Below are 26,417 nucleotides of genomic sequence, written 5' to 3'. Positions count from 1 at the left end.
CTCGTCAGTCCAGACAGTTTCGAGCCAAAGCCCGACGAGGGCCATCGACGCGCCGCCATGATCGTGCGGGCGATGGCGCTCAGAGCGCGATGCGTCGCTCCACCCCGATGGCCTCCAGGAAATCGGCGTCATGGCTGACCGCCAGCAACGCCCCGTCATAGCCGGCCAGCGCGCCCTCAATGGCCTCGATGGAGGCGAGGTCCAGATGGTTGGTCGGCTCGTCCAGGATCAGCAGTTGCGGCGGCGTCGCGGCGCATAGCACGCAGGCCAGGGCCGCACGCAGGCGCTCGCCGCCGCTGAGGGTTCCGGCCAGCTGGTGGGCGGCGGTGTTGCGGAACAGGAACCGGGCCAGGGCGGCATGGGCGTCATTGACCGAAGTCGCAGGATTGAGCCGCCGGAAGTTCTCCAGAATCGTCTGGTCGTCCTGCAGCAACGCCGCCCGCTGGTCGAGTAGAGCCGTCGTCACGCCGCGCCGGATCTCGCCACCCGTGGGCGACAGGTCGCCAACCGCCAGCCGGATCAGGGTGGTCTTGCCCGCACCGTTAGGGCCCGTCGCCGCCACGCGCTCTGGACCGATGATCTGGAACGTCAGATCCGTCAGCACGGCCGTCCCGTCCGGCCAGGCGAAAGACACCGCGTCGAAATCCAGCACCGTTTTGCCCGGCGGCAGGTTGGTGGGCGGCAGGTCGAAGGCCAGGGTCTTCAGTCGCTCCACGCGCGCCGACGCCTCGACCTTAGCGTCCGCGGCGTCGGCGGCCAGGCGCTGGGCCAGCTTGCCCTCCCTCGCGCCGGACAGCTCGGCTCGCTCGGCCATCATGCCCAGCAGGATCTTCGGTGTGCCTCCCTTAGCCGCAAAACGCTTGCCCGCGGCGTCGCGGCGGTCCTTGCGTTCGCGGGCCAGCTGGGCTTCGCGGGCCACGCGCCTGGTCTCGCGCTCGGCATGGTCGAGGTCGCGTTCGGCGGCGGCGGCCTCCTGCACCTTGCGCTCGACATAGAGATCGTAGCCGCCGCCATACGACCGCGCGCCCAGCGACGACAGCTCGACGATCCGGTCCATGCCCCGCAGCAGGGTTCGGTCGTGACTGACCACCACCACCCCGCCCTTCCAGCGCGCCAGCACCCGAGCGACCAGATCGCGGGCCTCGGCGTCCAGATTGTTGGTCGGCTCGTCCAGCAGCAGAACGTCGGGCCGGGCGATCAGCAGCCGCGCCAGAGCGGCGCGTGTCGCTTGCCCCCCCGACAGCGACCGCGCGGGCCGCTCGGGGTCGAGGTCGGGCAGACCGACATCGCCGAGGGCCTGAGCGATGCGACCCGGCAGGTCCCAGTCGGCTTCGGAGAGGTCGGTCTCGTCGCCCTCCCCGGCCTCGATCCGAGACAGGCGGTCCCAGCCGGTCGCGACGCCGAGCAGCGAGACCAGCCGGCCGTCGGTCGAAAGGTCCGGCGTCTGGTCCAGCATAGCGACCGAACCGGCGCGCCCCACCGTCCCGGCGGCGGGCGCGCGCTCGCCAGCCATGATGGCCAGCAGGCTCGACTTGCCCACGCCATTGCGGCCGACGAGGCCGGCGCGCTCGGCCCCGATGGAAAGGGTCAGGTTTTCGAAGAGGCGGCGGCCGTCAGGCGTAGCGGCGGCGACGGATTCCAGTGTGATGAAGGCAGACATCGAAGCTCACGGTCAGGGGAACGGGAAGGACGAACAGGTCTTCCGTTGCGCTGATCATGGGAGCCTCCATCATGGATCGAAGGTTGCCGATTTACGCTGACAAGCAGCGTTCGGCAAGCTAGGCCGGAACGCGTCTAGTTCGGCGCGATGGTATTGAACACATAGACCAGCGAGCTCACCCCGCCGATGAACACCATGAAATCGACAACCGGGTTGCGCGGCTTCAGACTATGGGCGTCGCGGATCGCCTGCTTGCCCTGCGCCTGTTTTTCGCTCGTCTTGCCCGCTTTCGCCGGCTTGGCCGCCTTGCTCATCGCATACTCCTTTGCTGGAGCCACTAAGCCAGACACAGCTGAAGATGGCGCTTTCAAAGGCGGTTAAGGGTCGGAAACTAAGACCGCGCGTCATCTGCTGACATCTACTGTCAGCAGATGACGGCGCTTTCACGCCGCGACATTTGTTCGCATCCTGTTCTTGTGTTAATTCCCGCGTCGAGCCCTACATATAGCCGCCGCGCTGCACCCTCCTGGCGGCTCTCTGCGTTCCGGAAAACATGGCCGAACAACTGAACTTCATCCGCGTTCGCGGCGCCCGCGAGCACAATCTGAAGAACGTCAGCGTCGATATCCCGCGCGGCGAACTGGTGGTGCTCACCGGCCTGTCGGGCTCGGGCAAGAGCTCGCTGGCGTTCGACACGATCTATGCCGAAGGCCAGCGCCGCTATGTGGAGTCGCTGTCGGCCTATGCGCGCCAGTTCCTGGAGCTGATGAGCAAGCCGGACGTCGACCTGATCGAGGGTCTGTCGCCGGCCATCTCCATCGAGCAGAAGACCACCTCGCGCAATCCGCGCTCGACCGTCGGCACGGTCACCGAGATCCACGACTATATGCGCCTGCTGTGGGCGCGGGTCGGCATTCCCTATTCGCCCGCCACTGGCCTGCCCATCGAGAGCCAGACCGTCAGCCAGATGGTCGACAAGATCACCGTCCTGCCCGAAGGCACGCGTCTCTACCTGCTGGCCCCCGTCGTTCGCGACCGCAAGGGCGAGTACAAGAAGGAGATCGCCGAGTGGCAGAAGGCCGGCTTCCAGCGGCTGAAGATCGACGGCGAATACTACCCCATCGAGGACGCCCCGGCCCTCGACAAGAAGTTCAAGCACGACATCGACGTGGTCGTGGACCGCATCGTCACCAAGCCCGACATGGAGCAGCGGCTGGCCGACTCCATCGAACAGGCCCTGCGCTTGGCCGACGGTCTGGCCGTGGCCGAATGGGCGACGATCGACGAGGGCGAGAATGAGCCCAAGCGGCTGCTGTTCTCGGAACGCTTCGCCTGCCCGGTCAGTGGCTTCACCATTGCCGAGATCGAGCCGCGGCTGTTCTCGTTCAACAATCCGGCGGGCGCCTGTCCGGCCTGCGACGGCCTGGGCGCGAAGCTGGCCTTCGACGCCGACATGGTGATCCCCGACAAGGACAAGAGCCTGCACAAGGGCGCCGTCGCGCCCTGGGCCAAGGGTCCCTCGCCGCTCTATACCCAGACCCTGCAGGCCCTGGCCCGCCACTACGGCTTCTCGATGGACGAGCCCTGGCACAAGCTGGCCGACAGCGCCCGCGACATCGTGCTGTTCGGGTCGAAGGGCGAGAAGATCAAGTTCGTCTATGACGACAACGCCCGGAAGTACGAGGTCGCCAAGCCCTTCGAGGGCGTGCTGCCCAACCTCGAACGCCGCTGGCGCGAAACCGATAGCAGCTGGGTTCGCGAGGAACTGGGCCGCTACCAGTCCGACACCCCCTGCGAGGTCTGCCATGGCAAGCGCCTGAAGCCCGAGGCCCTGGCGGTGAAGATCGCCGGCATGGATATCTCGGCCGTCTCGATGCTGGCCATCCGCCCGGCCCGCGACTGGTTCACGGCGCTGGAGACCAGCCTCTCCGACAAGCAGATGGAGATCGCCCGGCGGATCCTGAAGGAGATCAACGACCGCCTGCGATTCCTGGTCGATGTGGGTCTGGACTACCTCAACCTCTCGCGCGGCTCGGGTACCCTGTCGGGCGGCGAGAGCCAGCGCATTCGCCTGGCCAGCCAGATCGGCTCGGGCCTGACGGGGGTTCTCTACGTGCTGGACGAGCCGTCGATCGGCCTGCACCAGCGCGACAATACCCGCCTGCTGACCTCGCTGCAGGGCCTGCGCGATCTTGGCAATTCGGTGCTGGTCGTCGAGCATGACGAGGAAGCCATTCTCACCGCCGACTATGTGATCGACATGGGTCCGGCCGCGGGCGTGCACGGCGGCGAGATCGTCGCCGAGGGCAAGCCGGCCGATATCATGGCAAATCCCAACAGCATCACCGGCCAGTATCTGACCGGCGTCCGCGAGATCGAGGTCCCCGAAGAGCGCCGGCCGATCAACAAGAAGAAGATGCTGACGGTCGTCGGCGCTACCGGCAACAATCTGAAGGGCGTCACCGGGTCGATCCCGGTCGGCGCCTTCACCTGCATCACCGGTGTGTCCGGTGGCGGCAAGTCGACCTTCACCATTGAAACCCTCTACAAGGCCGCCGCCCGTCGCCTGAACAATGCGTCCGACGCCCCGGCCCATCACGAGCGCATCGAGGGCCTGGAGAACTTCGACAAGGTCATCGACATCGACCAGAGCCCGATCGGCCGCACCCCGCGCTCGAACCCGGCCACCTATACGGGCGCCTTTGGCCCGATCCGCGACTGGTTCGCCCAGCTGCCGGAGAGCAAGGCGCGCGGTTACGGCCCCGGCCGCTTCAGCTTCAACGTCAAGGGCGGGCGCTGCGAGGCCTGCCAAGGCGATGGCCTGATCAAGATCGAGATGCACTTCCTGCCCGATGTCTACGTCACTTGCGACGTCTGCAAGGGCAAGCGCTACAACCGCGAGACCCTCGACATCCTGTTCAAGGGCAAGACCATCGCCGAGGTCCTCGAGATGACCGTCGAGGAGGCCGCCGACTTCTTCAAGGCAGTGCCGCCAATCCGCGACAAGATGGAGACGCTGAAGCGCGTGGGCCTGACCTATATCAAGGTCGGCCAGCCGGCCACGACGCTGTCGGGTGGCGAAGCGCAACGCGTGAAGCTGTCCAAGGAGCTCTCAAAGCGCGCCACAGGCCGAACGCTCTATATCCTCGACGAGCCGACCACCGGCCTGCATTTCGAGGACACCAAGAAGCTGCTGGAAGTGCTCCACGAGCTAGTCGATCAGGGCAATACCGTGGTCGTCATCGAGCATAATCTCGACGTCGTGAAGACCGCCGACTGGCTGCTGGACTTCGGCCCCGAAGGCGGCGACGGCGGCGGCGAAATCGTCGCCGTGGGCTCGCCCCAGGACGTGGCCAAGGTCGAGGCCTCGTGGACGGGGCGCTATCTGAAGGATGTGCTGGCTCGCCACGAGGACCGCCGCAAGGCGCGGGTTGCGGAGCTGAAGAAGGCCAAGCGGGCTTAGCTGCGGTGATAGGTGGTGGCTGAAGCAATCACTAAAAACCCGCTCTCCCCGGCGAAGGCCGGGGTCCAGATTCAACCTGAGCGTCTGAGGATAACGCGCCTTAGCGCAGAGCCAGAATGACACACGCCCTGGGTTCGACCTGGGCCCCGGCTTTCGCCGGGGAGAGCGGAGAGGGTGTCAGACGCCGGTCTCGACCGGCGCCGCCCCGCCCGCCTTCAGGATCCGGTAAATTTCCGGGGCGGGCGAGAAGACGATCAGCGAGGTCAGCACCGAGATCACGCCCGCAAATACCGCCCGGGCCACTCCGATGGGGGTGAAGAAGGTTTCCAGCGAGGTCATGTCCGGCTCGAACAGGCCGCCGAGACCAGTGATGCCACCCGAGGCGATCACGCCCACAGCCGCCACGATGGTCATCACAAGCAGATAAACGATCACCGCCATCACCGTCGCCAGCACATAGGCCCCCAGCATCGCGCCGACATGGCCCTTGGTCATCGTCCACGAGCTCTTGATGGCGATCCGACCGGTATCGAAGGTCATGGTCGAGGCGAAGGATAGCCGCACCGCGAAATAGATCATCAGGCAGGCGACGCCGACGAAGCCTATCAGGCCCGCCAGACCCGCTATGGCCCCGCCGCCGGCCGCGATGCCGATCCCCAACAGGATGGCCGACACCAGGATGGCCGCGAAATAGACCGCCAGCAGGATCAGGTTCACCAGGATCAGCGCCCCGGCCTGTCGCACCTCGTCTGGGCCAAAGCGCAGATAGGCCGAACGGTTATCGCCCGGTTGCAGGACCATGCGGTTCACCGCAGCCAGTATCACCGAATAGAGCGCCAGGCTGTAGATCAACGACACACCCATCAGCGGCGCCAGCCCGCCCATGACCGCCAGCATCGTTTCGGGAGACGCGTCCTTGTCGGCGCTGATCGCCATGAACTCGGTCAGTTGCGGACCCGCCAGCTTGATGGTGATGGTGCTGGAGATCAACGACAGCACCGTCATCAGCACGGCCCACACCGCCACGGTCCGGGGATGCTCCCGCACGAGCCGGAAGCCGACGAAGGCGGCGTCGGAGGCGGAGAACTTGGACATGCGGCCCTCGGGGACGGAACGGAGAGAGCGCTACGCCTAACAAGGTTCGCGGCGTTTCGACAGGGCGCGGACGCCGAAATCGACCGTCAGGCGAATGCTGCTTGCCGGGTGCGCCTCGCGAACTCTAACATCTGTTTGAAAGCGTCCGTCAGCGTCGCTGATCCGGGAGGTCCTGATGAAGCTCTATGGCGAAGCCAACCCCGCGCCCAATCCGCGCCGTGTCCGCATCTTCCTGGCCGAAAAGGGTGTCGACCTGCCGGAAATCCGCGTCGGCATGCGCCAGGGCGGCCACAAATCGCCCGAGCACAAGGCGCGCAACAGCCTGGGGCAGGTTCCGACCCTGGAACTCGACGATGGCACGATGATCAGCGAGAGCGTCGCGATCTGCCGCTATCTGGAGGCGCTGCATCCCGACCCGCCGATGTTCGGGACCACGCCGCTGGAACAGGCCCAGATCGACATGTGGGTGCGGCGCATGGAGTTCCAGCTGCTGATCCCGGTCGGCATGTTCTGGCGTCACGCCCATCCGCTGACCGCATCCTTGCTCAAGCAGAACAACGAGTTCGGCGAATCCAACCGCGAGATCGTCACCCGGACGCTGAAATGGCTGGATCGCGAACTGGCGGACGGTCGCGCATTTATCGCCGGCGAGACCTATTCCATCGCCGACATCGTCGCCCAGACCACCCTCGACTTCGCCAGCTTCATCGGCCTGGAAACGCCCGCCGACGCCCCGCACCTGACAGCCTGGCGCCAGCGGGTCGGATCGCGGCCCAGCGCGGCGGCTTAAGCCGGATCCGCCGTCAGCTGCCGCAAGGCGGCGGCGGGGGCGGAGGTGACGATCACCGCCTGCAGGGTGAGGAACACAGGGGCCAGCAGCAGGTTGGCCAGCAGCGCCAGGATCAGCCGCGGATGGCTGGTCGCCGCGCCGCCCGCGATGGGGTCCTCGAGGCCCCCGGCGAGCACCGCGCCGACGATGCTGGACAGGGTGGCGCCCAGGATCGAGACGATCACGCACATCACGATGACCATCGCGATCATGCCCAGCAACCGCCAGAACTGGCCGTGGGTGACCAGCCAGGCCGCGCGCGGGTCGATGTGTCCGCTCAGGAAGGCGTGCGGAGCCAGCAGCGACAGCCGCACGGCTACCCAAGTGGACAGGCCGAGCACGGTCAGGCCGCCGAGGAAGGTGAACCAGCCGGCGGCCGGCGTGCCGGCCAGCAGCGCTGTTCCGAGGGCCAGAACGCCGCCGGGAATGATCGTCACCATCAGCGCCGCGGCCCAGGTGATCAGCGACACCCCCAGCAGGCGCAACTCCTCGCGACCCAGACGCAGATAGGCGAACCGCTTTTCGTCTGGGTGCAGAACCGAGCGCATGATCGCCCCCGACAAAATGGCACCCAGCACCAGGGCCAGCATGATCAGCAGCACCATCACCCCGCCCAGGCGCGAGACGAAGTCGAGGATCTCGCGCGGGTCGGCCGACGACTGGCGCAGCGCCAGGTTCATGCGGTCCTGCTCGCTGAGCACGATCTTGGCCAGCAGGCCCAGCAGCGGCAGCATCACCAGCGAGAACGCGGCCCAGGCCAGCACCACGGCGGGATGCCGGCGCATGGTCCGCAGGCCTTCGAGGGCGGCGTCGACGGGCGAAAGCGCGGTCATCTAGACTTCCTGAGAGGGCAACGCGGCGGGGCCATGGCGGCGTCGATAGACGTGAACGAGCGCGCCGGTCCAGACCGGCGCCAGATAGACATAGCCAAAGATCGCGCCCAGCGCCGCCAGCGCCCCGTCGAAGCCCGGGCCTGCCCAGCGGCCGACCAGACTGGAGAGCGCCACCAGCGCCACGACCGGCGCAGCCAGCAGCGTGCAGGCGGCCAGAACCTGCAGGGTGACGCCGCGCGTCAGCGGAAAGGCGCTCAACACCCGCACGCCCGACTGGTCCACCGAAGCCGCCCCCGCCAGCGACAGGCGCACGGCCAGCCAGATCAGCACAGCCAGACCCAGCAGCGGCGAGGCCCCGGCCACGATGGCGCCCGGACCCGAGCCGGCCAGCGCATCCTTCCACGCCTGGGACGAGGTTGCATCGAAACCGGGCGCATTGGCCCGCGCCACGCCCAGGGCGATGGCCCCGACCACCAGGATCAGCACCGCGGCTACCACGAACAAAAAGACCGCGATCAAGGCCTGCACGCCCAGCAGCCGCCACTCGTCCGGGCCCCAGCGCAGGCCGGCCAGCCCCGCGGGCTTGCCAAAGGCGCGGCGATAGAGCGCTCCGCAGACGAGGGCGATGGCGGCGATTTCAGCCAGCAAGGCCAGACCGCCCAAGGCCGGCGGCAGGGCCCGGGTCAGGATGCTGAGCACGACGGCTGCCAGCAGGGCGGCCCAGCAGGCGCGGACCGACGGACCAAGGCCCGAGACCCCCGCCCGAACGGTCGCCCCGATCGCGACCGATCCATCCGTCATCGCACGCCCCTCTTGAACCTGCTCGCGCGAGTCGCGCGGGCTGGCCTCTTTACGATGCGTCGCGCCGGGTTGCGACGCATCGCGCCTGTCCGGGGACGAATTTAGGCCGGACGTGGCGCCGGCGCCGCGTCCCGCGTCCCTGCTACCGGGTCAGATCCCTGTAGGCCGCGGCCCAGGGCGCGCAGAACAGGGTGACCAGGCCGGCGCCGAGCAAGGTCCAAGCCACGCCCACCACCGCCAGCCACGGCCACAGCATCCGCAGCAGATCGAGGGGCGGCCGGGCGAAGAACGCCTGGATCGCCATGGGATCGTTCAGCCAGACCGGCGGGCCGCCGGCCGCGAACACCGCGCCCAGCACCACGCCCGCCACGACCAGCTCGATAGCAAACACCATCAGCAGGCTTAGCAGCGCCACGCCCAGCAGCCGCCAGGCCGAGCCCCGCGTCAGCGACCACGACTCGAACAGGCGAAACTGGCGGTCGGCGAAGGTCATGGGCGCGGCCAGCGACAGGCGAAGCCCCAGCCAGATCAGCACGGCCATAGCGATCAGCGCCAGCCCGAACCCGGTGAGGACACCCGACAGTGTGCCCTGGCCCTGCGATCCACTCGCCAGTCCGACAATGAAGGCCGGAATCATCACCCCGATAGAGGCGATGACGACGACGATATAGCCCAGCACGCTCGCCACCAGGAACAGCAGGGTGAGCCACAGTTCCTGGGCCCCCAGGCGCAGGAAGGCGCCGCGCGACTGGTCCGGCTCCAGCACGGCGCGGAACACCGCCGAGCAGATCAGCCCCTTGATGAAGGTGCTCCACAGCCAGCCGCCGATCTGCACCAGCATCATGCCCGATTGCATCTGCATCAGCTGGCGCATGGCCTCCTGATCGACGGGTCCGTCCCTGTGCTGCATCACAGCCGCCATGGTCTTCAGGATCTCCGGCCCCATGAACGCGATGAGCGCCAGCACTGGCGCCACCGACAGGACCAGCATCGCCACACCCCAGGTCAGGACTGCCCCCGGATGGCGCGCGATCACGCCAAAGCCCGCGAACGCCGAACCCGTCACCGAGATCTTGGCCATCAGCTTCCCCCCATGCTTGCCGCGCGCGAAAGGCGCCGGAATTCCCGCCAGCCTACACTCAGGTTTCGCTCGGCGACAGCCGGGGGTATGAGGGCGCCCATGAGCACCCAGACCTCCCCTCTCGCCCCGGTTCACGTCATTGGCGGCGGCCTCGCCGGTTCCGAAGCCGCCTGGCAGATCGCCAGCGCCGGCGTGCCCGTCGTGCTGCACGAGATGCGCCCTGTCCGTGGAACGGATGCGCACCATACCGACGGCCTGGCCGAGATGGTCTGCTCCAACTCATTCCGCTCGGACGACTGGCAGTTCAACGCCGTCGGCCTGCTGCACGCAGAGATGCGCAGGTTGGACTCGCTGATCATGTCGGCCGCCGACCAGCATCAGGTGCCCGCCGGCGGCGCCCTCGCCGTCGATCGTGACGGCTTTTCGGCCGAGGTCACGCGTCGCCTGGAAGCCCACCCGCTGGTCACGATCCAGCGCGAAGAGGTGGCAGGCCTGCCGCCAAAGGATTGGGACAGCGTGGTCGTCGCCACCGGCCCCCTCACCTCGCCTGCCCTGGCCGACGCGATCCTGGAACTGTCGGGCGAAGGTCAGCTGAGCTTCTTCGACGCCATCGCTCCGATCATCCACGTCGAGTCCATCGACATGGACCTCGCCTGGCGCCAGTCGCGCTACGACAAGGAAGGCCCCGGCGGCGACGCGGCCGCCTATATCAACCTGCCCATGAACAAGGCCGAGTACGAGGCCTTCATCGACGCCCTGCTCGACGGCCCAAAGGCCGAGTTCAAGGAGTGGGAGCACGTTCCCTATTTCGATGGTTGCCTGCCGATCGAGGTGATGGCCGAGCGCGGCCGCGAGACCCTGCGCCACGGCCCGATGAAGCCCGTCGGCTTGACCAATCCGCGCGACCCGCTGGTCAAGTCCTACGCCATCGTCCAGCTGCGCCAGGATAATGCCCTGGGCACGTTGTGGAACATGGTCGGCTTCCAGACCAAGCTGAAGCATGGCGCCCAGGCCGACGTCTTCCGGATGATCCCGGGGCTGAAGGGCGCCCAGTTCGCCCGCCTGGGCGGCCTGCACCGCAACACCTTCATCAACAGCCCGCGCCTGCTGGATCGCAGCCTGCGCATGAAGGTCGAGCCGCGCCTGCGCTTTGCCGGCCAGATGACGGGCGTCGAGGGCTATGTCGAAAGCGCCGCCACGGGCCTGCTCGCCGGCCGCTTCGCCGCCGCCGAACGCCTGGGCAAGACGCTGGAGGCGCCACCCGCCACCACCGCCTTGGGCGCCCTGGTCGATCACGTTACCGGCGGCCACATCGCCGGCGACGCGGAGGCTGGCAAGACCTCGTTCCAGCCGATGAACATCAACTACGGCCTGCTGCCGCCGATGGAGACGCCGAAGATGGGCGACGACGGCGTGAAAATCCCGCTCAAGGAACGCGGCCGGGCCAAGAAGCGGCTGATGAGCCTGCGCGCCCTAGCTGACCTTGAGGCTTGGCTGCACGGCTGATCCAGGGCCCTGCGGGCGCCATTCGCGGACACGGGCGCCACGCTCACGCCTGTGTCCTGAATGCGTCTGGGTCCATGAGCCAGATCGATGAGAATCCGAAATGACACCGGTTTCTGTTGCCAATGACACCGGTAACCGTTAGCGCTATCACCACTAATCTGAGGCGTGACCGACCCAAAAGAGTCTCGCCTATCGCGAACTTTCGGGAGGGAACTATGCAGGATCAATCCGCACATCAGCGCGTCCGCGCGCTTCTCGGCCAAGCGTCCATCGGCGCGCTAGTCATCGCCTCAGCCCTGGCCATCGGCTCGACCGCCTTCGCCCAGACCGCCGCCGCGCCGGCCGCGTCGGCCGCCGAACCGGAAGAAGTCGAAGCCACCGTCGTCACCGGCTATCGCGCCGCGCTGCAAAGCGCCCTGAACCTCAAGCGCTCCTCGAACGTGATGGTCGACGCCATCAATGCAGAAGACATCGCCGACTTCCCCGACGCCAACCTCGCCGAGTCCCTGCAGCGCCTGCCCGGCGTCTCGATCGACCGCGACAACGGCGAAGGCCGCACCATCACCGTTCGCGGCCTGGGCGCCGACTTCACCCGCGTTCGCCTGAACGGCCTGGAAGCCCTGTCGACCGCCGGTTCCAACGATTCCGGCACCAGCGGTAACCGCACGCGCGGCTTCGACTTCAGCGTCTTCGCCTCGGAGCTGTTCAGCTCGCTGCGCGTCCAGAAGACCGCCTCGGCCGAGACCGACGAAGGCTCGCTGGGCGCCACGGTCGATCTGATCACCGGCCGGCCGCTGGACTTTAAGAACCGCCGCATCGCCCTGTCGGTGCAGGACGCCTATTACGAATCCGGCGGGAGCCACAATCCGCGCATCGCCGCCCTGATCTCTGACCGTTGGGACACCAAGTGGGGCCAGTTCGGCGCCCTGTTCTCGGTGGCCTATAACGAGCGCAACAGCACCATCGACAGCTAAGGTCGTCAGGCCGGCCAGTCGGACTACGCCTATCGCGGCGCCACCTTCGCCGGCACCACCCTGACCACCAATGGCACGAGCATCATGCAGCGCCAGGGCTTCGCCGCCCCGACCGGTGCGTCGTGCAATGGCTCGGTTGTTCCGGGCGTCAACATCACCAACGCCGCGTTGTGCTCGGCCCTGACGGGTTAAAACCCGACGGCCTATGCTCTGGTCAACAATCCCATCGGCTCGACCCTGACCCGCGGCAACGGGGTCACCACCACCACTGCGCCCGGCTCGCTGGTCCGCATCCCCGCCTTGCCGACCATCAACCAGCAAGAGCTGGAGCAGGAGCGCCTGGGCATCACCGGCTCGCTGCAGTGGCAGCCGACCGACCGCACCAAGGTCACTTTCGACGGCGTCTATTCGCGTTTCTACAACAACTCGACCAACTACCAGATCAGCGCCGTTGGCCTGAACCGCAACAACACCACCGCCAACTACAACACCGCCGGCTCCACGGCCGCCACCAGCACGGACGCCTACAAGCGCGCCCTGTACAATGGCTGTAACTTCAACGCCGGCAGCGCCATCGTGCAGGCGGTCGACTGTGGACAGTCGCTGAACGCCACGACCCCGGTCGCGGGCTATACCTACAGCTTCAACCCCAACAACCTTGACCCCTTCGAGTACTACAACAACCCGCTGTCGGTGGGTTACGCGGCCAGCGCCGACGGCCTGGCGATGCGCGACAAGTTCATCGGCCGCCCCAGCGCCAAGCTGGTTGACGCCGCCCTCAGCGAGTCCGGCGCCAACGCTGCCTATCTGAAGCTGGGCAATGTCGACATGCGTTCGGCCGCCGACCAGCAGTATTATGTGACCTTCTTCCAGCAGGGCTCACTGAACCTCGAGCACGAGTTCAGCGACCGCCTGAAGATGACGGCGATCTACGGCCAGTCGCGCTCATACAACAAGGGCACCGGCCTGCTGGCCGATTACCTGAAGCTGGACAGCGGCAACGGCACGGCCGGCAACGACTACTTCACCTATGACGAGCGCGGCGACGGCGCGATGCCGATGGTTAATTTCGGCTTCGACGCCACCAACCCGGGCAACTGGGACCTGGTAAAGGGCTACTCGTCGCTGCGGATCTACCGCACCGTCGCCGACAACCGCTACGAAGGCGGCCGGGTCGACTTCTCGTACGACGTCGATGACGACCTGACCGTGAAGTTCGGCTTCTCGCGTCGCAAGTACAGCTTCTACACCACCCGCGAAGGCCGGGCCGGCGGCTCGAACGGCGAGACCCTGATCCCGTCGCTGAAGGAAGCCAATAGTTCGGTGGCGGCCACCAGCCGTCTGATCAGCTGGGGCAATGGACTGGACGTTCCGGCCGGCACCACCACCGCCTTCCTGGCGCCCGACCTGGACAAGTTCGGCGCCCTGTTCGACTTCAACTGCAACTGCATCAACAAGTGGGGCGACTGGCGCACGTCGCGTCTGTCCAACCCAGCCAACACCTTCGGCGTGGATGAGGTCGACACCGGCGCCTTCGTGCAGTTCGACTACCGCACGACGCTGTTCGACCGCGAACTGCGCGGCAACCTCGGCACGCGCTATGCGATCACCGAAGTCGAGTCGAACGGCCTGACCAACACCTCACGTCCGATCTACGGCGAAAACAAATATACCGACCTGTTGCCCTCGCTGAACGCCTCGTACGAGGTGGCCGACAACATGCTGCTGCGCTTCGGCGCGGCCAAGGTCATGGCCCGTCCGCTGCTGGGCAACCTGGCGCCCAGCATCACCGCCTTCACCGCCCCCAACGGCGCCGGCGCCACCACAGGCGGTACGATCACAGTCGGCAATCCAAAGCTGGAGCCCTTCCGCGCCATCAACCTCGACCTGAGCCTGGAATGGTACTTCTCGTCGGGTTCGCTGATCTCGGTGGCGGTGTTCGACAAGGACGTCAGCAGCTTCCCGCAGACCGTGGTCAATTCGGGTACGCTGAGCAGCATTCTGGACCAGGCCTCGATCAACGACTTGATCAGCGGCGCCACCGGCACGGGCACCCCCGCCCAGATCGCCGCCGTGACCGCCTATATCAACAGCCAGTCGTTCGACATCCGCCAGTTCCGCGATGCGCCGGGCGGTTACATCCGCGGCTTCGAGATCGGTTACCAGCAGAACCTGACCTTCCTGCCGGGCTTCCTCGACAAGCTGGGCGTCCAGGCCAACTACACCCACCTGGAATCCGAGCTGCAATACATCATCGATCCGGGCCAGCTGGAGGTGAAGAACGCTGCCGGCGTCGTTACCACCCCGGGCCGCGCCCAGTCGGTGGCTCCGGGTCCGTTCACGGGCGCCTCGCCGGACTCGTTCAATTTCACGGTCTATTACGACACCGAGAAGTGGACCGCCCGCGTCTCGACCGCCTATCGCTCGGAGTACTACACCCAGTACCCGATCGCTTCGGGCAGCTGTAACCCCGGCTTCTGCGACTCGCCGTTGGTCAACGACTTCCTGGGCAGCCAGTCCACGACCAATGTCGACGCCTCGTTCAGCTACAAGTTCAACAAGAACATGTCGCTCAGCGTCGAGGCCCTGAACCTGACCAAGGAAACCAGCAACCGCTTCGGCTATGCCGACGACCCCGTCGTCACGCAGTACGCTGCCCCGGGCCGCCAGTTCTTCGTCGGCTTCCGGATGACCTACTAGACTTTCAAGGCTTTCTTCCTCCCCAAAGATTGAAACTCAGGGCGGCGCCGGTTATCCGGCGCCGCCTTTTTCTTGCGGCAAGGTCGAGATGCAGGACGGAGACGGCGGACCGAACAGGCCAAAGCCCTTCAGCACCATCTTCAGCGCCTCCCAGTGGATGCCGGCCAGTACGCCAAGAACCTGCAGGGGATGGCCCAGCACCGCGCGGGTCAGCGCCTTGTCAGTCATCTCGACGCGGCGACCGACGAAGCTGGTCGACAGCATGAGCCCCCCGGCGTCGAGCACGTCGATCCCTACATGCACAGCCTGGCCGGGTGGCGCGATCTCGAAGACGTAGCGCAGGTCCATAGGCATGAACGGCGAGACGTGGAAGACCTTGGTGCTAGCCTGGCGCACCCATCCGCCCTGTTGGCGGCGCGCCGGCAGGACATAGTCATGACGCTGCCCGAAGGTGTTGCGGACCGCGTGCACGATGGCCACCAGGCGTCCCTCGCCGTCATGGCAGAAATAGACGCTGAGCGGATTGAAGCCGTGACCCAGTACGCGCGGCATGCAGAGCAGTGAGATCCGGGCGTCCGGCAGGTCGATTCCCTGGGCGGTCAGCTTGGCCAGCACACTGCTCTTGAGGCTTTGGCCCTCGGCGGCCCCGTGATCCTGTTCGTGGAAGGACAGCAGATTGATCCGACCAAGCGAGAACCGCTTCAGCCGCCGATCCAGCGCCTCCAGCTCGTCGAGGTCCAGCAGGAGCATGAAGACGCGATAGCGCAAGCGATGGCGCCGGGGTCGCACACGTTCATGCGCGACTTCGCCGACATAGATCGCCGAGACCTGGGTCACGCCACCAGCTCGCGCATCGAATCGGCTTTTGTCTCATCGACGAAGATCCGGCCTGATGGGTTGGGGGTGAGCCAAGGCCGTTTTCCGCCGCCCAGCTGTTCGGCCACTGCGAGGCCCGCCTGCAATCCGTCTTCGTGGAAGCCCGAGCCGAAATAGGCGCCGCAGAACCAAACCCTGTCGCACCCCTGCAGCGACCACAGCTTGCGCTGGGCCAGCATGGCCGGACCGTCAAACAGGGGATGCTCATAAACTTGGTCGCACAGGACCTCATTGGCCTTGGGCGTGCGTTCGGGGTTGAGCGACAGGAAAAACGGATCGGCGCTGTCTAGAGGCTGCAGCTTGTTCATCCAGTAGGTCACCCCGCCTTCGCCGCCGCTGGCGCGACGGCCTACGTGGTTCCAGCTGGCCCAGGCGGCCTTGCGGCGCGGCATCAGGCCGGGATCGCGGTGCAGGACGGCGCGGTTGCGACTGTAGCGGAAGGCGCCCAGCACCTCGGTTTCCTCAGCCGTTGGCAGCAGCAGCATGCGCAAGGCCTGGTCGGCATGGGCGCCGATCACCACTTGGTCGAACCGCTGGCGCTGGCCCGTCAGGTCCTCGACGGTCACCCCGTCGGACGTTCGCACCAGGTGCTGCACCGGGCGGCGCAGCAGGATCTCGCCGTCGAAATCGGCCGCAAGTCGCGAGACATAGGCCCGGCTGCCGCCCGCCACCGTGCGCCAGGTCGGACGCTTGTCGATGGGCAGCATCAGGCCGTGGTTGTCAAAGAACCGCAGCAGGGCGGCGGCCGGAAACTCGCGGATGTCGCGCATCGAGGCCGACCAGATGGCGGCGGCCTGCGGCAGCAGATGATCCTCGGCGAACGCCCGGCCAAAACCTTGCTGGCGCAGATAGTCGTCGAGACGGCAGAGACCGCCCTTTTCCAGCTCCAGCACATCGCGCGTACCGGCCTTGTAGAAGCGTGTGACGTCCAGAAGCATCTTCAGGAAGCGCGGGTTCAAGGCGTTGCGCTTCTGGGCCAGCAGGTTGTTGCTGCTGTACTCCAGCGCGCCATTGTCCAACGAGACGCCAAACGACATGTCGCTGTCGACAGTCGGCACGTTCAGGTGAGCAAACAGCGCCGTCAGGTTGGGATAGTTGGGCTCGTTATAGACGATGAAGCCTGTGTCGACTGGCACACCCTCGACCTCCACCGTATTGGCGTGGCCGCCCAGCCGGTCGTCGGCCTCATAGAGGGTGACGTCATGGCGCTTGGATAGCAGCCAGGCAGCTGAGAGCCCCGAAATTCCGGAGCCGACGACGGCGATCTTCAGGCGCGGGGTCGAGTGAGACGCGGACAATTGAAGTTTTCCTTGGAGGCGTCCCTGCGACGCTGCCATCCAGCTACGGAGCACGCTAAGATTTAGACGCGCGCGCATCCGGCGCAGGCGCAGTCACGTACCTACACTAGTTTAATCCCGCGCAAGGAACCCGCATGAGCCTGGTAAAGGCCGCCATCCACGCCTTCGAGGATACGCCCATGCCGGACGTGGTCTCACGGGCCGCGATCCATTTCCTGGTCGGTGACGCGCGCCGCCGACTGGCTGGAGCGCCCGCCGACGCCAGCGCGGCCTTTGCGCGGACCATGGGCGAGCATCCAATCGCCGCCCACACCGACGCGGCCAACGCCCAGCACTACGAACTGCCCGCGGATTTCTTCGAAGTCGTGCTGGGCCCGAACCTGAAATATTCCAGCGGCCTCTATCCGGCCGGCGCTCGCACCCTAGCCGATGGCGAGGCCGCCGCCCTGCGAGAGACCGAACTCCACGCCGATCTGCAGGACGGCCAGGCGGTCCTGGAACTGGGCTGTGGCTGGGGTTCGCTGTCGCTCTGGATGGCCGAGCGCTTCCCGGCCTCATCGATTACCTCGGTCTCAAACTCGGCCTCGCAGCGCGCCTTCATCGAAGCCCGCGCCGCCGCGCGGGGACTGACCAACCTGACGGTAATCACCGCCGACATGAACGACTTCCAGGCCGACCAGCGCTTTGACCGCGTGGTCTCGGTGGAGATGTTCGAGCACATGTCCAACTGGCGCGCCCTGCTGACCCGGGTGAACAGCTGGTTGAAACCGGAAGGCCTGCTGTTCATCCACATCTTCACGCACCGGAACGCACCCTACCGGTTCGACGTCGACGATCCGGCCGACTGGATCGCCCAGTACTTCTTTACCGGCGGCGTCATGCCCAGCCACGACCTGCCCCGTCAGTTCCCCGATCTCTTCGCCGTCGAACAGGACTGGCGCTGGAGCGGCGCTCACTATGCTCGCACCGCCGAGCAGTGGCTTGAGAACTTCGACGCCAACCGCGCCCGGATCGATCCGGTGCTGGAGCGGGTTTATGGCCAGCACGCCGCCGTCTGGCGCCGCCGGTGGCGCCTGTTCTTCCTGGCGACCTCGGGCCTGTTCGGCCACCGCGGCGGCGAGGAATGGGGCGTAAGCCACTATCGGATGCGGCCGGTCGCCCAGGGACATTGAGATGAAGCGCTACATCTACGGATACCTCGCCACCGGCGCGGCCTTTCTGGTGCTGGACATGATCTGGCTGACCCTGACAGCCTCGCGCCTTTACCGGCCGCGCATCGGCGAGATCATGGCCGACACGGTCCAGATCGCGCCGGCCGTGGCCTTCTATCTGATCTACCTGACCGGCGTCTTCGTGCTGGCGATCCTGCCAGCGGCGGACGCCAACAGCTGGAAGCGCCTGCTGGTCCACGCCGCCGTGTTCGGCTTCTGCGCCTATGCGACCTATGATCTGACCAATCAGGCGACGCTGAAGGTGTGGTCCACCACCATCACCCTGATCGACCTGGCCTGGGGGACGTTCGTCACGACCGCCGCCGCTTCGGTCGGGTTCCTGGTCATGCGCGCGGCTCGCTGACCAACACCGATTGCGCGCTTGCCTATGCCATGCCACCGTCGTGCGACAATGCACCGCGGGGACGACTGATCTATGGACGCCGATACCAGCCGCGCCTTGCTTTCGCGCGCCATAGCGCGCGTGGCCAACCGTGATTCCGACGCGCTGAAATACGTGTATCGCCAAACCTCGGCGAAACTGTTTGGCGTCTGCCTCCGTATCTTGAATGACCGCGAGGAGGCGGAGGATGTGCTTCAGGATGTATATCTCAACGTCTGGAACAAGGCCGACCGGTTCGATCCGGAGAAGGCCAGTCCGATCACCTGGCTGGTCGCCATGGCCCGCAACCGGTCCATCGACAAGCTGCGCTCGCGCGGCGGCCGCGTGATGGCCGGGGTCGAGGAGGCCGAGGCCGTCCCCGACGCCTCGCCTCTCGCCTCCAGCGCAATCGAGACCGACGAGGACCGTCTGCGCCTCAATGACTGCTTGGACCAGTTGGACCCCAAGCACGCCGGCGCGGTGCGCACCGCCTTCTTCGAAGGCGTGACCTATGACGCCCTGGCCCAGATGATCGGCGTACCGCTGGGCACCATGAAAAGCTGGATCCGGCGCAGTCTGCTCAGCCTTCGCGCGTGTCTCGAAGCATGACCGACATCACCGCCCCCGAAGAAGAACGTCCCCTGGCCGGCGAATATGTTCTAGGCGTCCTCGACGCTGCCGAGCGCGTCCAAGTCCAGGCCCGCATCGCCGCCGAACCGGGCTTTGCCCGCGCCGTGCAGTGGTGGGAGAACCATCTCACCCCGCTGGCCGCCGACATCAAGGGTGTCGAGCCCTCGGCCGGCCTATGGCCCCGCATCGCCAATCTGATCGGCGAGGCAACCAAGCCTTCGCTGTGGAACAATACCCGCGTATGGCGCGGCGTCTCGGTGGGCGCTGTGGCCTTGGCCGCCGCCAGTGTCGCCGCCCTGGTTATGACGCCGCGCGCGCCGCCGGTTCCGGCCGTCGCCCCGACGCCGACGCCGGCCGCCGCCGAGGTGGCGCTGATCAACGACCCAACCACCAGCCAGACCGCGCTGGTCGCCACCCTCGACCACGCGACAAACCAGCTGATCCTGACGCCAGTGTCGATGAAGATGCCGAGCCAGCGCGACGCCGAACTGTGGATCATTCCTGAGGGTCAGAAGCCGATCTCCCTGGGCGTGATCCCGCAGGACGCGCCCGCCCGCATCGTCGTACCCGCAGGCCTGAGAGGCGTCGGAACCTACACCGCCACCTTGGCCGTCACCGACGAACCCCTGGGCGGCTCGCCATCCGGCGATCCGACCGGCTCGGTCCGCGCGGCGGGCAAGTTCGCCAAGGCGTAGCCGCCGCTAAGTAAGTGGTTTATGACTTGTCTGCAGGCGCCAACCGCAAGGTCTGGCGCCTGTCGGGGCATTGGCACGTGGTTGAGGTCGCTGCTGACTTTGGGCCGCGCGGGCAAGCCATACCTGCGCTACCAAGAGTGTCACGACAAGCCTAGCTGCGGACGAGGCCAGGACGGGTGACGGGGGAATTCACGATCGGCGCGAGGGCCAAGGCTCGCTGCGACCTGCTGGGCGTCCCGCCCTATAGCGAGGTCGAGGGCCAACTGACGCGCCGGTTCCTGACCCCCGCCCATGACGCCTCGCTCGACACCCTGGCCCTGTGGATAATTTCGGCCGGCATGACCGTCCGCCGCGACGCCGCCGGCAGTCTGGTGGGGCGCTATGAGGGCAAAACGCTGGGCGCTCCGGCCCTGCTGATCGGCTCGCATATCGACAGCGTCCGCAATGGTGGGCGCTATGACGGTCCGCTGGGGATCATGCTGGGAATCGACGTGGTCGAAGCCTTGCGCGACGCCGGCCGCCGCCTGCCCTTCGCCATCGAAGTCATCGCCTTTGGCGACGAGGAAGGCTCGCGCTTCGCTGCCTCGATGAGCTGCAGCCGCGCCATCGCCGGGACACTGGACCCCACCGCCGTGCTCGACATGCGCGATAGCGACGGGACCAGCCTGGCCGAAGCCTTCACTGCCTTCGGGCTGGATCCGACGAAAATCACAGATGCCCGCCGTCAGCCCGGCGAGGCTCTGGCTTTTCTCGAAGCCCATATCGAGCAAGGCCCGGTGCTGGAGGCCGAGGGCCTGGCTCTGGGCGTTGTCACCGCCATCGCCGCTCAGAAGCGGTTGATGGTGCGGATCGTCGGCATGGCCGGTCACGCGGGCACCACGCCGATGAACCTGCGCAAGGACCCCGGCCCTGCCGCCGCCGAAGGCATGCTGGCCCTGGAGCGCATCTGTCAGGTCGGGACCGACAACCTGGTCGGCACCGTCGGACGGATGACCGCCGTGCCCGGCGCGTTCAACGTCATTCCTGGCGCTGTCGAGTTCTCCATGGACATCCGCGCCGAGACCTCGGCCACGCGCGACAGGGCGATGGAGGCGATCACGGCCGAGATCCACACCATCGCCGAGCGCCGCGGGCTGACGGCGACGGTCACCCTGATGCAGGCGCTGGACGAAAGCCCGTGCGATCCTGCACTCACCGACTTGCTGAATGAGGCTATTGCCGACCTCGGCATCCCGCCACGCCGCCTCCCTAGCGGCGCCGGCCACGACGCGATGGTGATGGCCGATCTCTGCCCGACAGCCATGCTGTTCATTCGCTGCGAAGGCGGGATCAGCCACAACCCGGCCGAGTCCGTCACCGAAGCCGACTGCGCCCTGGCGGCGAGGGCGATGATGGGTTTCGTGGAAAAGCTCTCCAACCAATTTCCCCTGTCATCCCGGACGAGCGTGCAGCGCGAAGATCCGGGACCGCAGGAAGCGCCTGCGCTCTGGGGCGGTCCCGGCTCTGCGCTACGCTCCGGCCGGGATGACAAATCTTGAGTGACAAGATGACCACCACCTTCGGCGAACTCGACCACCCCCCCCGGTTGCTGATGGGCCCCGGCCCGATCAACGTGCACCCGCGCGTACTACGGGCCATGTCGGTCCAGCTGCTGGGCCAGTTCGACCCGGAATTCACCGGCTACATGAACGAGACCATGGCGCTGTACCGTCAGGTCTTTCAGACCCAGAACCGCTGGACCTTCCTTATCGACGGCACTTCGCGGGCCGGGATCGAGGCGGCGCTGGTTTCGGTGCTGGCGCCGGGCGACGACGTGGTGATCCTCAACGCTGGGCGCTTCGGCCTGCTGCTGTCCGAGATCGCCGAGCGCTGCGACGCCAGGGTCACTCTGGTCGAGGGCGCGTGGGGCAAGGTGATCGATCCGCAAACCGTCGAGGATGCGGTCAAGCGCGTGAAGCCGCGCCTCGTGGCCTGCGTGCATGGCGACACTTCCACTACCATGGCCCAGCCGATCGAAGCCATCGGCGAGATCTGCCGCCGCCACGACGCCCTGCTCTATGTCGACGCCACCGCCACCCTGGCCGGCATGAGCGTGCCGGTCGACGCCTGGCAAGCCGATATCGTCACTGCCGGTCTGCAGAAGTGCCTGGGCGGCCCTTCCGGCTCAGCGCCCATCACGATCTCTGACCGCGCCGCCGAGCACATCGCCGGCCGCAAGCATGTCGAGCGCGGCATCGCCACCGCAGGCGCCGTCAACGGCAATGGCCGCCGCATCGCCTCCAACTATTTCGACCTGGCGATGATCATGGACTACTGGTCCGACAAGCGCCTGAACCACCACACCGAAGCGGCCAGCATGCTCTACGCCGCCCGAGAATGCGCCCGTGTGGTGCTGGAGGAAGGCCTGGAGGCCCGCTTCGCCCGCCACGCCGCGGCCGGCGCGGCCGTCGTCGCCGGGATCGAGGCGATGGGCCTCAGGGTGTACGGCGACAAGGCCCACAAGATGACCAACGTCACCGGCATCTGGATCCCGGATGGCATCGATGGCGACCGGGTGAGGGCGCGGATGCGCACCGAGTTCGAGATCGAGATCGGCGCGGCTTTCGGGCCGCTGACCGGCAAGATCTGGCGGATCGGCGCGATGGGGGTCAATGCGCGCAAGCATGCGGTGCTCACGACCTTGGCGGCGCTGGAGGCGGTGCTGCGGTGGGAAGGCTACGGCGCGACGCCGGGGGCCGGAGTGGATGCGGCGGCGAAGGTGTTCGGATGAGCGGCCCTGCACTCAAGATCCTCCCCCTGGCGGGGGAGGGGGTCGCGAAGCGACCGGAGGGGAAACTCATCCCGCACCGGCCAACTTCCCCCTCCGTCGCCTGCGGCGACACCTCCCCCGCAAGGGGGAGGATCTAATCATGACGACGACCTACCCCCGCGACCTCGTCGGCTACGGCGAACATCCTCCACATCCGCAATGGCCGAACGGCGCCCGTATCGCCGTGCAGTTCGTCCTCAACTATGAGGAGGGCGCCGAGCGCTCGATCTTGCATGGCGACGAGGTCAGCGAATATTTCCTGTCGGAGATGGTCGGCGCCCAGCCCATTCAGGGCATGCGCAACATGTCGATGGAGAGCCTCTACGAATACGGCTCGCGCGCCGGGTTCTGGCGCCTCCGCCGGCTGTTCGACGACCTGGGCCTGCCGCTCACCGTGTTCGGTGTCGCCCAGGCCATGGAGCGCCATCCCGACGCCGTCGAGGCGATGATGACGTCCGGCTGGGAGATCGCCAGCCACGGCTATCGCTGGATCGACTATCAGCACTTCACGCCTGATCAGGAGCTGGAGCACATCCAGAAGGCTATCGAGGTCCAGGCCCGTCTGACGGGAACGCGCCCGCTGGGCTGGTATCAAGGCCGCACCAGCCCCGACACCGCACGGCTGATCGCCGAGGAAGGCGGTTTTCTTTATGACGCCGACAGCTATGCCGACGACCTGCCCTATTACGACGACCAGCACGGCAAGCCGCAACTGATCGTGCCCTACACCCTGGAAGCCAACGACATGCGCTTCACGGCGGCGCAGGGCTTCAACACCGGCGAGCACTTTTTCACCTATCTGCGCGACGCCTTTGACGCCCTCTATGTCGAGGGCGAGACCGCGCCAAAGATGATGAGTATCGGCCTGCACTGCCGCGTGGTCGGCAAGCCCGGCCGCATCGGCGCGTTGAAGCGGTTCCTCGAGCACGTCATGGCCCACGACAAGGTTTGGGTGGCGCGGCGGATCGACATCGCCCGACATTGGCTGGCGACGCATCCGTATGAGGTGAAGTGATGGGTCCTTTCTTCACTTCCCCGTCATCCCGGGGCTTGTCCCCGGGACCCATCTATCCGCCGCAAGGGCCGCGATCATTCTGCAAAGACAGATCAGTTGAACCATGGGTCCCGGGGACAAGCCCCGGGATGACGGTGATTTTAGGTTTTGCTGGAGGTATCGCGTGAGTTCAGCTCCTCCCCTGTCGCTGAAAATCCTCAACAGCATGAACGAGACAGGCTTCACCACCGCCCTGGGTTTCGCCTTCGAGCTGTCGCCGTGGGTGGTAAAGCGCGCCTGGGACGAGCGGCCGTTCGCCACGGTCGAGGGTATGCACCGATCCATGATGGCGGTGCTCGAGGCCTCGACCACCGCCGACAAGCTGGCCCTGATCCGCGCCCACCCAGAACTGGCCGGCAAGGCCGCCATCGCCAAGACCCTGACCGCCGAGAGCAACGCCGAACAGGCAAGCGCCGGTCTCGACAGGCTGACGCGGGAAGAGTTCGAGCGCTTCCACGCCTTGAACGCCGCCTATGCCACGCGCTTCGGTTTCCCGTTCATCATCGCCGTGCGGCTGAACGACAAGACCTCGATCCTGGCGGCCATGCAGGTTCGGCTGGAGAACGACGAGACCCAGGAGGTCGCCGAGGCGCTTGCCCAGATCGGCCACATCTCCCGACTACGCCTTCTCGACGTGGTGAGCGCCTGATGGACTACGATTTCGCCACTTGGGGCAGCTTGGTCCTGCGCTGGTTGCACGTGATCACCGGCGTCGCCTGGATCGGCGCGTCGTTTTACTTCGTCTGGCTGGACAACAATCTGCGCCCACCGGTTCCCGAAAAAGACGGCGTGAAGGGCGAGCTTTGGGCCGTGCACGGCGGCGGCTTCTACCATTCGCAGAAATACATGACGGCCCCGCCGCACATGCCCGAGCACTTGCACTGGTTCAAGTGGGAGGCCTACACCACGTGGCTTTCGGGCTTCGCCTTGCTGATCGTGCTCTATTACGTCGGCGCGCCGATCTATCTGATCGACACCGCAAAGCACGCCTTCAACCAGAGCGGCGCCATCGCGACCGGCCTGGCCTTCATCTTCGGCGGCCTGCTGGTCTATGAGGCCCTGTGCCGCTCCCCACTGGGCCAGCGCCCACGCCTGTTCGGCATCGCCTGGTTCGCCGCCCTGACTGCCGCCACCTGGGCCCTGACCCAGATCTTCACCGACCGCGGCGCCTTCATCCATGTCGGCGCGATCATCGGCACCTGCATGGTCGGCAACGTGTTCCTGATCATCATCCCCAACCAGCGCAAGATCGCCACCGACATGCTGGCCGGCCGCCCCGTCGATCCGCGCCTGGGCGCGATGGGCAAGCAGCGCTCGGTGCACAACACCCACATGACCCTGCCGGTCGTCTTCATCATGATCAGCAACCACTATCCGGTGGTGACGGGCCATCCGCTTGCGTGGTTGCTGCTGGCCCTGATCAGCGCCGGCGGGGTGTCGATCCGGTACTTCTTCATCCTCAAGCACCACGGGATCATCCGGCACGACTTCCTGGCCTATGGCGTCCTGCTGATCTTTTCGGTCAGCGTGATCGCCAGCGGCAAGCCTAAAGCCGACGCCGCCAGCCTCTCGCCGGTGCCATTCGCCACGGCCGAAGCCATCGTCGACAAGCATTGCACGACCTGTCACCGCGCCACGCCCACCCACAGGGGCTTCGCCGCCCCGCCGCTGGGCGCCGCCTTCGACACACCCGAACACATTCAGAAATACGCGCCGAAAATTTACGAACGTGCGGTAGCCACGAGGAGCATGCCGCTGGGCGACGAGACCGGCATGACCGACGACGAACGCGCCCGACTGGGCGCCTGGATCAAGCAGGGGGCCAAGATTCCGTGACCGACGTTCCCGTTCTGGAAGCCCCCGCCTTCGAGGGCGACGCCGCCCCAACGCCCCGCAAGCGCGACGCCGAGCGCACCCGCAAGGCGATCCTCGCCGCAGCCCTGAAGGAGTTCTCGCAAGCCGGCTTCGCCGGAGCCCGGATCGAGAAGATCGTCAAGGCCGCCAAGTGCAATATCCGCATGCTCTACCACTATTTCGGCGACAAGAAGGGCCTTTACCTGGCCGTCCTCGAGGCCGCCTATGTGGATCTGCGCGCCCGCGAGGCCGAGCTGAAGATAGACTTCGACAAGCCACTGGAAGGCTTCCTCGAGCTGCAGCGTTTCACCTTCGACTACTTCGAAAAGCACCCGAAGTTTGAGGGTCTGCTGCGCAACGAAAACCTCATGCACGGCAAGTTCGCGGCCCAGTCGCGGGTGGTCACCGAGACCGCCTTCCCGCTACGCCGGACCATCGAGGGGCTGATCGAAAGCGGCCAGAAGCAGGGCCTCTTTGGCCCCAACCTCGACCCCGTGCAGATCTACGTCACCATCGCGGCGATGAGCCGGTTTCACCTGGCCAACGGCTATTCGCTGTCGGCCACCCTGGACACCGACATGAGCACCGCCGAGTGGCGAAGGGCGCGGCTGGTCCACGCCCTGGCCCTGCTCGAAGGCTATCTGACGGCCGGCGTGCGGCGCTGAA

The 26,417-nt window shown here is 66.4% G+C and carries 22 protein-coding genes and 1 pseudogene; 15 read left to right on the top strand and 8 right to left on the bottom strand.

Annotated elements, in window-relative coordinates; genetic code table 11:
* Positions 1 to 79 precede the first annotated feature (79 nt).
* Positions 80 to 1,660 (bottom strand): ABC-F family ATP-binding cassette domain-containing protein, encoded by a 1,581-nt coding sequence (locus ACP69S_RS12545; RefSeq protein WP_425997672.1) that lies wholly within the window; start codon positions 1,658 to 1,660, stop codon positions 80 to 82.
* A 134-nt stretch (positions 1,661 to 1,794) separates the two neighbouring features.
* A complete protein-coding gene (locus ACP69S_RS12540; RefSeq protein ID WP_425997670.1) occupies positions 1,795 to 1,974 on the bottom strand; it encodes a hypothetical protein in 180 nt (59 codons plus the stop codon).
* Positions 1,975 to 2,213: 239 nt separating this feature from the next.
* Between ACP69S_RS12540 and uvrA the strand changes: the two genes are divergently transcribed.
* Complete coding sequence (uvrA, locus tag ACP69S_RS12535) at positions 2,214 to 5,123, top strand: excinuclease ABC subunit UvrA (RefSeq protein WP_425997668.1); 2,910 nt, start codon at positions 2,214 to 2,216, stop codon at positions 5,121 to 5,123.
* Positions 5,124 to 5,300: 177 nt separating this feature from the next.
* Here the strand turns inward: uvrA and ACP69S_RS12530 are convergent, their stop codons facing one another.
* Positions 5,301 to 6,218, bottom strand: coding sequence for a hypothetical protein (locus ACP69S_RS12530; RefSeq protein ID WP_425997667.1), 918 nt, complete (start codon positions 6,216 to 6,218; stop codon positions 5,301 to 5,303).
* Between the two features lie 175 nt (positions 6,219 to 6,393).
* On the opposite strand from ACP69S_RS12530, the gene ACP69S_RS12525 reads away from it, so the two are divergent.
* A complete protein-coding gene (locus ACP69S_RS12525; RefSeq protein ID WP_425997665.1) occupies positions 6,394 to 7,008 on the top strand; it encodes a glutathione S-transferase family protein in 615 nt (204 codons plus the stop codon).
* Here the strand turns inward: ACP69S_RS12525 and ACP69S_RS12520 are convergent.
* From ACP69S_RS12520 to ACP69S_RS12510, 3 genes are all read right to left on the bottom strand, one after another.
* Positions 7,005 to 7,880 (bottom strand): hypothetical protein, encoded by an 876-nt coding sequence (locus tag ACP69S_RS12520; protein WP_425997663.1) that lies wholly within the window; start codon positions 7,878 to 7,880, stop codon positions 7,005 to 7,007. The genes ACP69S_RS12525 and ACP69S_RS12520 overlap by 4 nt on opposite strands.
* Positions 7,881 to 8,681 (bottom strand): hypothetical protein, encoded by an 801-nt coding sequence (locus ACP69S_RS12515; RefSeq protein WP_425997661.1) that lies wholly within the window; start codon positions 8,679 to 8,681, stop codon positions 7,881 to 7,883.
* A 142-nt stretch (positions 8,682 to 8,823) separates the two neighbouring features.
* Positions 8,824 to 9,762 carry a hypothetical protein gene (locus ACP69S_RS12510; RefSeq protein ID WP_425997659.1) on the bottom strand — a complete coding sequence of 313 codons (939 nt, stop codon included), beginning with the start codon at positions 9,760 to 9,762 and terminating at the stop codon, positions 8,824 to 8,826.
* A gap of 99 nt (positions 9,763 to 9,861) precedes the next feature.
* Between ACP69S_RS12510 and trmFO the strand changes: the two genes are divergently transcribed.
* The 3 genes from trmFO (at position 9,862) to ACP69S_RS12495 (ending at position 14,942) form a co-directional block, all read left to right on the top strand.
* Positions 9,862 to 11,268, top strand: coding sequence for a methylenetetrahydrofolate--tRNA-(uracil(54)-C(5))-methyltransferase (FADH(2)-oxidizing) TrmFO (gene trmFO, locus ACP69S_RS12505; protein ID WP_425997657.1), 1,407 nt, complete (start codon positions 9,862 to 9,864; stop codon positions 11,266 to 11,268).
* A gap of 215 nt (positions 11,269 to 11,483) precedes the next feature.
* Complete coding sequence (locus ACP69S_RS12500) at positions 11,484 to 12,242, top strand: TonB-dependent receptor plug domain-containing protein (RefSeq protein ID WP_425997655.1); 759 nt, start codon at positions 11,484 to 11,486, stop codon at positions 12,240 to 12,242.
* Between the two features lie 300 nt (positions 12,243 to 12,542).
* Positions 12,543 to 14,942, top strand: a complete 2,400-nt coding sequence (locus ACP69S_RS12495) for a TonB-dependent receptor (RefSeq protein ID WP_425997653.1) — start codon at positions 12,543 to 12,545, stop codon at positions 14,940 to 14,942.
* 51 nt (positions 14,943 to 14,993) lie between these two features.
* Here the strand turns inward: ACP69S_RS12495 and ACP69S_RS12490 are convergent, their stop codons facing one another.
* Complete coding sequence (locus tag ACP69S_RS12490; protein WP_425997651.1) at positions 14,994 to 15,779, bottom strand: DUF1365 domain-containing protein; 786 nt, start codon at positions 15,777 to 15,779, stop codon at positions 14,994 to 14,996.
* The gene (locus ACP69S_RS12485) at positions 15,776 to 17,155 is read right to left on the bottom strand and encodes an NAD(P)/FAD-dependent oxidoreductase (RefSeq protein WP_425997787.1); all 1,380 of its coding nucleotides are present in this window, start codon (positions 17,153 to 17,155) and stop codon (positions 15,776 to 15,778) included. The genes ACP69S_RS12490 and ACP69S_RS12485 overlap by 4 nt, the downstream gene beginning before the upstream one ends.
* Before the next feature lie 95 nt (positions 17,156 to 17,250).
* On the opposite strand from ACP69S_RS12485, the gene ACP69S_RS12480 reads away from it, so the two are divergent.
* The 10 genes and pseudogenes from ACP69S_RS12480 to ACP69S_RS12435 all read left to right on the top strand — a co-directional run bounded on the left by ACP69S_RS12480 (position 17,251) and on the right by ACP69S_RS12435 (position 26,416).
* Positions 17,251 to 18,288, top strand: coding sequence for an SAM-dependent methyltransferase (locus ACP69S_RS12480; protein ID WP_425997648.1), 1,038 nt, complete (start codon positions 17,251 to 17,253; stop codon positions 18,286 to 18,288).
* A gap of 1 nt (position 18,289) precedes the next feature.
* Positions 18,290 to 18,691 (top strand): DUF2177 family protein, encoded by a 402-nt coding sequence (locus tag ACP69S_RS12475; RefSeq protein ID WP_425997646.1) that lies wholly within the window; start codon positions 18,290 to 18,292, stop codon positions 18,689 to 18,691.
* Between the two features lie 72 nt (positions 18,692 to 18,763).
* Positions 18,764 to 19,318 (top strand): sigma-70 family RNA polymerase sigma factor, encoded by a 555-nt coding sequence (locus ACP69S_RS12470; protein ID WP_425997644.1) that lies wholly within the window; start codon positions 18,764 to 18,766, stop codon positions 19,316 to 19,318.
* Positions 19,315 to 20,034 carry an anti-sigma factor gene (locus tag ACP69S_RS12465; RefSeq protein ID WP_425997642.1) on the top strand — a complete coding sequence of 240 codons (720 nt, stop codon included), beginning with the start codon at positions 19,315 to 19,317 and terminating at the stop codon, positions 20,032 to 20,034. The genes ACP69S_RS12470 and ACP69S_RS12465 overlap by 4 nt, the downstream gene beginning before the upstream one ends.
* A gap of 176 nt (positions 20,035 to 20,210) precedes the next feature.
* Positions 20,211 to 21,449 (top strand): annotated as a pseudogene (locus ACP69S_RS12460) (allantoate amidohydrolase); the annotation flags it as partial.
* Positions 21,450 to 21,580: 131 nt separating this feature from the next.
* Positions 21,581 to 22,804 carry a pyridoxal-phosphate-dependent aminotransferase family protein gene (locus ACP69S_RS12455; protein ID WP_425997785.1) on the top strand — a complete coding sequence of 408 codons (1,224 nt, stop codon included), beginning with the start codon at positions 21,581 to 21,583 and terminating at the stop codon, positions 22,802 to 22,804.
* Positions 22,805 to 22,943: 139 nt separating this feature from the next.
* The gene (gene puuE / locus ACP69S_RS12450) at positions 22,944 to 23,858 is read left to right on the top strand and encodes an allantoinase PuuE (RefSeq protein ID WP_425997640.1); all 915 of its coding nucleotides are present in this window, start codon (positions 22,944 to 22,946) and stop codon (positions 23,856 to 23,858) included.
* Between the two features lie 163 nt (positions 23,859 to 24,021).
* The gene (gene uraD / locus ACP69S_RS12445; RefSeq protein ID WP_425997638.1) at positions 24,022 to 24,546 is read left to right on the top strand and encodes a 2-oxo-4-hydroxy-4-carboxy-5-ureidoimidazoline decarboxylase; all 525 of its coding nucleotides are present in this window, start codon (positions 24,022 to 24,024) and stop codon (positions 24,544 to 24,546) included.
* Positions 24,546 to 25,733: a urate hydroxylase PuuD gene (locus tag ACP69S_RS12440; RefSeq protein WP_425997636.1), complete on the top strand. Its 1,188-nt coding sequence runs from the start codon at positions 24,546 to 24,548 to the stop codon at positions 25,731 to 25,733. The genes uraD and ACP69S_RS12440 overlap by 1 nt, the downstream gene beginning before the upstream one ends.
* The gene (locus ACP69S_RS12435; protein WP_425997635.1) at positions 25,730 to 26,416 is read left to right on the top strand and encodes a TetR/AcrR family transcriptional regulator; all 687 of its coding nucleotides are present in this window, start codon (positions 25,730 to 25,732) and stop codon (positions 26,414 to 26,416) included. The genes ACP69S_RS12440 and ACP69S_RS12435 overlap by 4 nt, the downstream gene beginning before the upstream one ends.
* Position 26,417: the final 1 nt, after the last annotated feature.

Origin of the sequence: Caulobacter sp. DWR1-3-2b1, assembly GCF_049895765.1 — a bacterium.
Classification (GTDB): Bacteria; Pseudomonadota; Alphaproteobacteria; order Caulobacterales; family Caulobacteraceae; genus Caulobacter.
Note: the sequence above shows the minus strand (reverse complement) of the source record. Positions and strands in the feature narration are given on the sequence as shown.

Coding starts and splice junctions, on each gene's coding strand:
- ACP69S_RS12545 (WP_425997672.1), bottom strand. CDS start 1,660: ATGTCTGCCTTCATCACACTGGAATCCGTCGCCGCCGCTACGCCTGAC.
- ACP69S_RS12540 (WP_425997670.1), bottom strand. CDS start 1,974: ATGAGCAAGGCGGCCAAGCCGGCGAAAGCGGGCAAGACGAGCGAAAAA.
- uvrA (WP_425997668.1), top strand. CDS start 2,214: ATGGCCGAACAACTGAACTTCATCCGCGTTCGCGGCGCCCGCGAGCAC.
- ACP69S_RS12530 (WP_425997667.1), bottom strand. CDS start 6,218: ATGTCCAAGTTCTCCGCCTCCGACGCCGCCTTCGTCGGCTTCCGGCTC.
- ACP69S_RS12525 (WP_425997665.1), top strand. CDS start 6,394: ATGAAGCTCTATGGCGAAGCCAACCCCGCGCCCAATCCGCGCCGTGTC.
- ACP69S_RS12520 (WP_425997663.1), bottom strand. CDS start 7,880: ATGACCGCGCTTTCGCCCGTCGACGCCGCCCTCGAAGGCCTGCGGACC.
- ACP69S_RS12515 (WP_425997661.1), bottom strand. CDS start 8,681: ATGACGGATGGATCGGTCGCGATCGGGGCGACCGTTCGGGCGGGGGTC.
- ACP69S_RS12510 (WP_425997659.1), bottom strand. CDS start 9,762: ATGGCCAAGATCTCGGTGACGGGTTCGGCGTTCGCGGGCTTTGGCGTG.
- trmFO (WP_425997657.1), top strand. CDS start 9,862: ATGAGCACCCAGACCTCCCCTCTCGCCCCGGTTCACGTCATTGGCGGC.
- ACP69S_RS12500 (WP_425997655.1), top strand. CDS start 11,484: ATGCAGGATCAATCCGCACATCAGCGCGTCCGCGCGCTTCTCGGCCAA.
- ACP69S_RS12485 (WP_425997787.1), bottom strand. CDS start 17,155: ATGGCAGCGTCGCAGGGACGCCTCCAAGGAAAACTTCAATTGTCCGCG.
- ACP69S_RS12480 (WP_425997648.1), top strand. CDS start 17,251: ATGAGCCTGGTAAAGGCCGCCATCCACGCCTTCGAGGATACGCCCATG.
- ACP69S_RS12475 (WP_425997646.1), top strand. CDS start 18,290: ATGAAGCGCTACATCTACGGATACCTCGCCACCGGCGCGGCCTTTCTG.
- ACP69S_RS12470 (WP_425997644.1), top strand. CDS start 18,764: ATGGACGCCGATACCAGCCGCGCCTTGCTTTCGCGCGCCATAGCGCGC.
- ACP69S_RS12465 (WP_425997642.1), top strand. CDS start 19,315: ATGACCGACATCACCGCCCCCGAAGAAGAACGTCCCCTGGCCGGCGAA.
- ACP69S_RS12455 (WP_425997785.1), top strand. CDS start 21,581: ATGACCACCACCTTCGGCGAACTCGACCACCCCCCCCGGTTGCTGATG.
- puuE (WP_425997640.1), top strand. CDS start 22,944: ATGACGACGACCTACCCCCGCGACCTCGTCGGCTACGGCGAACATCCT.
- ACP69S_RS12440 (WP_425997636.1), top strand. CDS start 24,546: ATGGACTACGATTTCGCCACTTGGGGCAGCTTGGTCCTGCGCTGGTTG.